The organism is Mycobacterium sp., from assembly GCF_046091765.1.
Classification (GTDB): Bacteria; Actinomycetota; Actinomycetes; order Mycobacteriales; family Mycobacteriaceae; genus Mycobacterium.
On the sequence record NZ_JBJTCF010000038.1, the window covers coordinates 1 to 6,692 of the forward strand.

The 6,692-nt window shown below is 73.8% G+C and carries 4 protein-coding genes; 1 reads left to right on the top strand and 3 read right to left on the bottom strand.

The genetic code is table 11. The features are described from left to right. The first annotated feature begins 464 nt into the window (after window positions 1–464). Window positions 465–3,548, top strand: a complete 3,084-nt coding sequence (locus ACKOB8_RS03405) for a hypothetical protein (RefSeq protein ID WP_526375655.1) — start codon at window positions 465–467, stop codon at window positions 3,546–3,548. A gap of 115 nt (window positions 3,549–3,663) precedes the next feature. Here the strand turns inward: ACKOB8_RS03405 and ACKOB8_RS03410 are convergent, their stop codons facing one another. Genes ACKOB8_RS03410 through ACKOB8_RS03420 form a run of 3 tightly spaced genes read right to left on the bottom strand, consistent with a single transcriptional unit; the run spans window position 3,664 to window position 6,554 of the window. Then, window positions 3,664–4,857, bottom strand: a complete 1,194-nt coding sequence (locus tag ACKOB8_RS03410; RefSeq protein ID WP_526375657.1) for a class I SAM-dependent methyltransferase — start codon at window positions 4,855–4,857, stop codon at window positions 3,664–3,666. Window positions 4,858–4,881: 24 nt separating this feature from the next. Further along, entirely contained in the window at window positions 4,882–6,105 is a 1,224-nt protein-coding gene (locus ACKOB8_RS03415; protein ID WP_526375659.1) for a class I SAM-dependent methyltransferase, read from the bottom strand. Between the two features lie 26 nt (window positions 6,106–6,131). Next, window positions 6,132–6,554: a hypothetical protein gene (locus tag ACKOB8_RS03420; RefSeq protein ID WP_526375661.1), complete on the bottom strand. Its 423-nt coding sequence runs from the start codon at window positions 6,552–6,554 to the stop codon at window positions 6,132–6,134. Between the last annotated feature and the right edge of the window lie 138 nt (window positions 6,555–6,692).

The following is a 6,692-nucleotide window of genomic DNA, read 5'->3' on the forward strand; positions in this document are numbered from 1 at the left end:
GCTCAACCGCCGCCGCCGGCACCACCGGCGGCGGCGGTTGAGCCGCCCGCCGTGGCGCCGCCACCGAAGCCTGCGCCGCCGTTACCGCCGGCACCACCCGCGGCGCCGGCGCCGCCGGTACCAGCCGTGCCGGTGGTCGCCGCGCCGCCGGCACCGCCGGCACCGCCGGCGCCACCAGCCTTGCCGTTGGTCGCGTTCGCCCCGGCGGTCGCACCAGTGCTGTTGAAGCCGGCGCCGCCGGCACCGCCGGCACCGCCGTTACCAGCCGTGCCCAGCGTCGCGGCACCGCCGACCCCACCGGCACCGCCGGCAGTCGCGTCAGTGTCGGCGGTTGCACCGGTTCCGGCGCCGCCGGCGCGGGTGGTGCCGGCGGTAACGGCGGCGCAGGCTTCGGTGGCGGCGCCACGGCGGGCGGCTCAACCGCCGCCGCCGGTGGTGCCGGCGGCGCGGGTGGTGCCGGCGGCGTGGCGACCACTGGCAAGGCCGGCAATGGCGGCAATGGCGGCGCCGGCGGTGCCGGCGGTGCCGGCGGCAACGCGGCCTCGACGGGCACGACCGTCTTCGGCGGAGCGGGTGGCGGCGGCGGCAACGGTGGCGCCGCGGGCGCCGGCGGCGCCGCAGGTAACGGTGGCACCAACGGCAACGGCGGGACCGGTGGTAACGCGGGCGCTGGCGGCGCTGGCGGCAACGGTGGCGCCTCGGTGAGCACCGGTGCCCTGGGCGGCACCGGCGGCGCCGGCGGCGGGGCCGGCACCTCCGGGGCGGCCGGAGCTGCTGGAGCGGGCCTCGGCACTGCCGGAGTTGCAGGAACCACCGGCACCGGAGCGGCCGGCGGTGCCGGCGGCAACGGCGGCGCAGGATCCGGCGGCACGGCGGGCAACGCCGGCACGACCGGCGGTGCGGGCGGCGCCGGTGGCAACGCGACCGGCACGTTCAACGCCGGTGCCGGCGGCGCCGGCGGCGCCGGCGGTGCCGGGTTCACCGGTGCCGGTGCCACGGCCGGGTCGGCTTCGTCGCCCGGTACCAACGCCGGCAACGGTGGCGCCGGTGGTCTGGGTGGCACCGCGACCGGCACCGGCAACGGCGGTGCAGGTGGCGCGGGTGGCGCCGGCGGTGCCGGCGGCACGGGCGGCAACGGCTTCGCAGCGGCCACGAACCCTGGTGGATCCGCGGGCGGTAACGGCGGCACCGGCGGCGCCGGAGGCGGCGGCGGTGCGGCGCTGACCGGAACGGCTGGTGCCGGCGGCAACGGCGGCGCCGCCGGAACGGCCGGCACGGGCGGAAACAGCGTCGGTGGCGGCGTGGTCGGCGGCCTTGGCGGCAATGGTGCCTCAGGCGGCGCCGGTGGCGCCGGCGGCAATGCGACCAACGCTCTCGGCACCAATGGCAACGGCGGGACCGGCGGTGCGGCCACGGCCGGCGCCGCTGGTGGCGCCGGTGGCGCCGGAAGTGTCGGCAACGCGGGCGGCGCCGGCGGTGCGGGCGGTAACGGTGCCCAAGGTGGCGCCCTCGGTGCGCGCGGGACCGGCGGTCTGGGCGGCACCACCGGTACGTCGGGTGCGAACAGCAACGGCGGCGCGGGTGGCGCCGGTGGCGCCGGTTTCTCGGGCGTGGTGGGCAACCAAGCGTCAACGGCTGGCGGCGCGGGTGGCGCCGGCGGCACCGCGGTCGCCGGGAACGGCGGCGCTGGAGGCGCTGGCGGTGCCGGCGGTGCCGGCTTCAACGGAACGAACGCCTCGACTGGTGTCGCATCGCTTGCCGGCACTGCAGGTAGTGCAGGCGGCGACGGCGGCGCCGGCGGCGCATCGAACAGCGGCACCGGCGGTGCGGGCGGTAACGGCGGCGTCGGCGGTGCGGGCGGTAACGGCGGCGACGGCTTCGCGGCAGGCGACCAGCCGACGGGCAACAATGGCGCGGCGGCCGGTCGCGGCGGCACCGGCGGTGTCGGTGGCGCGGTGACCGCGGGTGTGACCGGCACGGCCGGTGGCGCTGGCGGTAACGGCGGCGCCGGTGGCGCGGGCGGCAACGGCGGCCTGGCGGCCGGTGGCGGCAACGGCGGCAGCGCTGGAAACGGTGCTATCGGCGGTGCAGGCGGTGCAGGCGGCGCCTACGCCGGCGGCAACACCGGTTCCACCGGCGGCAAGGGCGGCGTCGGCGGTAACGGCGGCAGCGCCGGTACCGCGGCCAACGGCGGCGCAGCAAACACTCTGGCGTCTGGTAACGGCGGTACGGGCGCCAATGGTGGCAACGGCGGTGCTGGCGGTGCGGGCGGTGATGCCGATGCGAACGCAACCAAGGGCACCGGCGGTGCCGGCGGTAACGCCGGAGCGGCCAGCAGCGGTGGCAATGGCAGCGCCTCTGGCGCTCAGGCGAACGCTGGCGGCGTCGGCGGCGCGGGCGGTAATACCGGCACTCTCGGTGCCGGTGGAGCCACCGGCGGCGGCCTAGGCACCGGCGGCGCGAGCGGTGCCTCCGGCTCGGCGGCGGCGCAGGGCGGCAACGGCGGCAACGGCGGCGCCGGGTTCAACAACACGTCTGGCGCCGGCGGTGCCGGCGGCCTCGGCGGTGCCGGCGGCAGCGTCGGCAACGGCGGCAACGGTGGCGCGGGCGGCAGCGGTGTCGGAGCAGTCACCGGTGGCGCGGGCGGCAAGGGCGGCGCCGGCGGCTCGGTCAGCGGCAACGGCGGCGCCGGCGGCGCGGGTGGCGCGGTCACCATCGCGGTCGCGGGCACTGGAACCGGTGGCGCCGGCGGCAACGGTGGCGCCGTGTCGGGCAACACCGGCTCGGCTGCCGGCAACGGCGGTACCGGCGGCGCGGTCACGGCGACCTCGGTAATCGGTGCGGCGGCCAATGCGACCGGCGGTGCCGGCGGTGTCGGTGGTGCCGCGACCGGCACCGCGGGCGGCGCGGCGGGCACCGGCGGTGCGGGTGGTGCCGCGTCGGTTGATGGCACGACCGCGGGCACCGCGACAGGTGGTGCCGGCGGCGCCGGCGGCGCCGGCGGCACCGGAGCCACCTCGGGCGCGGTCGGCGGTGCTGGTGGCGCCGCACAGGTGACGGTCGGCGGCGGTACTGCAACCGGTGGTGCGGGCGGTGTCGGCGGTGCCGGCAACACCGGCACAGTCGGCGGCGTGGGCGGTGTCGGCGGTGCGGCGACGTCAGCCTCCGGCAGCGCGGCGACGACCGCGACCGGCGGTATCGGCGGCGCTGGTGGCACGGCGGGCCAGGCCGTTAGCACCGGCGGTCGCGGCGGCACAGGCGGCACGGCCAGTGCCACGAGTCCTGGTAGCACCATTGCCACCGGCGGTAACGGCGGTGTTGGCGGCTCCAACGCCGGGGCAGGCTCAACTGCCGGGGTTGGCGGCGCGGGCGGCAACTCGACCGTCAACAGCGGCACCGGAGCCACTGCGCAGGGCGGTACCGGTGGCAGCGGCGGCGCCAAGGCCGGCGCCGCCGGTACCGGCGCGGCCGGCGGCACCTTCGGTGTCGGCACCGCAATCGGCGGCGGTACCAGCAGCAACGGCACGACTGGCGCTACCACGGTGTAAGTCACCTACGACAGATGTCGGCCCCCTCCCTCGGGTGGGGGCCGACATCTGTCCAGGGGGAGATCCCAAGTCAGCCTGCGCTCTCGACGGGTAGTAGGAGTGAACAGGCGCGACGTCAGGCTGCGGTTACCCCGCTGAGGTCGATGGCGGCGAAATCGAGCCGCCAGAGTTGCTCGAATACGTCAAGGGCCGTCTGCTCCGGCTGGGCGGCCCGCGCGGCGATCTCGCGGATCGACCGCTCGCCGTCGACCTGGCAGGCCAGGGCGAGGCTTGTCGGTGACAGCGGAATCCGCCAGCCCGGGCGGACGGCCTCACTGCCGTCGACACCGGCGTACAGCCGCCACAGCGGCACGAAGCCTGGAGCGCGGGGGTCTGCGAAGTCGACGCGATACGTCGACCCGGGTCGTTCCGGCCGGCACGCGGTGAACAGGTGGCATCCGTTGCCGTTGCGCAGAGGCTCCATGACGGTCCACATCTGCCGCTCCGGCAGCGGGCTCACCGCCGCAAGAAATTCGTTGTCCGGTTCCACCAGGGTGGGTGCGTGATACGGGGTCTGCTGGAACCAGCCCTGGAACACCAGCCCCGCGCGCTGCACCAGATCCAGACAATCCGCGACGGTGAAGCTCACGTCGCGTCCGTGCAGGAAGGTGTCCACCAGCCCGGCGTCGAAGCCCAGGTCGGGTGCGTTGTCCAGGTAGGTGCGCACCGGGTGGCTGGGGTCCAGCCAGGCCAGGCCGGCCCGCACCAGCCGCAGGGATTCCTCGTCCTGCCGCAGCCCCATCTCCCGGAACACCGCCTGCATCATCTCCACCCCGATCCGACCGTAACGGGCGTAGAGCATGATCGCCGCGACGCCCTCCGGGCGCAGCACGCCGGCCAGCGCGTCCATCCCGGCCTGGGGCGAGGCCATGTGGTGCAGCACCCCGCTGCACACGATCAAATCGAACCGCCGATCGAGGCTGCCAGCCTCCTCGATGGGCAGCAACCGCAACTCGAGATTGCGGAGCCCGTGCTTGTGCTTGAGGTAACGGCCGTGGTCGAGGGATTCCTTACTGATGTCGATGCCGATGACTCTGGCCGTCGGATTGGTATAGGCAATGGTCGGGGCCTGGTTCGTGCCGCACCCGGCGACGAGGATATCCATCTCCGGTTGGTAGGGCCGGTCCGGCCAGAACATCCGGTGGGAGTGGCTCGGGTCGAACCGTTCCCAGTGATTGCCTAGCCAGATTTCCAGGTCGGCGATCGGCTCCGGGTACTGCCACCTGCGGTACTGCTGGGCGACCAGGTCGGCCCGCGGATCCTCGCTCATGTCGCGCCGGGCGTTTCGGGACGCTTAGCCGGCCGCGCCGCTCAGATCAATCGCAATGAAGTCGGCCCGCCACAGCCCCTCGAAGAGCTCCAGGCCGATGTACTCCAGCTCGGCCTGATCAGCCCGGGCCAGCACCCCGCTGCGGGCCACCCGCCCGGCGATCTCGCGGATCGAGCGCTCCCCGTCGAGGTGCTGGATGAAGGCCAGGTGGGTGGGATCGAGCTGGATCTGCCAGCCCGGCCGGTAGACCTCCTGGCCGTTGACCCCGCAGCGCAGCCGGAACAGCGGGACGTAGTCCAGCGCGCGCGAGGCGGAGAAGTCGATGCGGTAGCTGTCCTGCGCGCGCTCCGGACGGGTCGCCAGGAAGAAGTGGCAGCCGTTGAGGGTGTTGAGCCGCTCCATCACCGACCACATCTTCGCGTGCTCGAGCTGGTTGACCGCGGTGAAGAACTGATTCGCCGGTTCGGTCAGGGTCCGCGGGTAGTACGGGGTCTTGAGGAACCAGTCCTGGAACACCAGCCCCGCCGAGGACACCAGGTCCAGGCAGTCGTCCACGGTGTAGCTGCGGTCGCGCCCGTGCAGGAAGGTGTCCACCAGACCGGCGTCGAAGTTCAGGTCCGGGGCGATCGACAGGTACCCCATCAGCGGGTGGCTGCTGTGCAGCGACCCGACGGCCTCCCGGACCATCTCCAGGGACTCCTCGTCCTGGCGCAGCCCCATCTCCCGGAACACCGCCTGCATCATCTCCACCCCGATGCGCCCGTAGCGGGCATAGAGCATGATCGCCGCCACCGCGTCGGGGCGCATCACCTCGGCCAGCGCCTTCATGCCGGCCTTCGGGTCGTCCATGTGGTGCAGCACCCCGGTGGAGATCACCAGGTCGAAGCTCTGCCCCAGGGTCGGCGCCTCCTCGATCGGCAGCAGCCGCAGCTCCAGGTTCTTCAGCGCGTACTTGTCCTTGAGGTACTTCTCGTGGTCCAGCGAGGGCTGGCTGACGTCGATGGCCACCACCTTGGAGGCCCGGTTGGTGTAGGCGAACACCGCCGCCTGGTTGGTGCCGCAGCCGGCGATGAGGATGTCCAGGTCGGGCTGCAGTGGGCGGTCCGGCCACAGGATCCGGTGGGCGTGGCTGGGGTCGAACCACTGCCAGTTGTTCGTCAGCCAGGTCTCGAGGTTCTGGATCGGCTCGGGGTAGGTCCACTTCTGGTACTGCTGGGCGACCACATCGGCGCGCGGGCTCTCGGTCATTCAGGGCTCCTGGGCGGGTCGTCGGATCAGGGGATCCGGGTCTGCATGATCGGGTTGGCCCGCAGCACGGGCAGCGGGAAGAGGATGTCGGACTCGGTGGACTCCAGGCTGTCGTAGAGCCCGATGGTGTACACCCCGGCGGCCGGCGCGCGCATCGGCAGGTACTGCGCGAACACCCGGTACTTGACGGGGGTGGGGGGGTTGTCGTGCCAGTGCCAGCCGAACTCCAGGCTGCCCACCCGCTCGCCCTCGGGGGAGGTGGCGATGATGACCCGGGCCGGGTCGTAGTCCTCGCCGCCCAGCGCGCACACCGCGACGACCACCGGGACGGTGATCTGGGACGGGAACTCGTTGACGTAGCAACTGGTCATCGGGAAGCCCTTGATGCTGACCCCGCCGGCATCTTCCTCGTTGGCGCTCAGTGCTGGCGCGAAGGCGACGACACGCATGCTTCTACTCCTCAAACCCGGAAAACGGTCGCCCTAACAGTAGTCGACGGCGCTGGGCCGCCCGCACCGGGTCCGTCGCCGGATTCCGGGCCGCCAGCGAACATGGTAGTACACCACCGGCACTGCTGAAAAGGCACA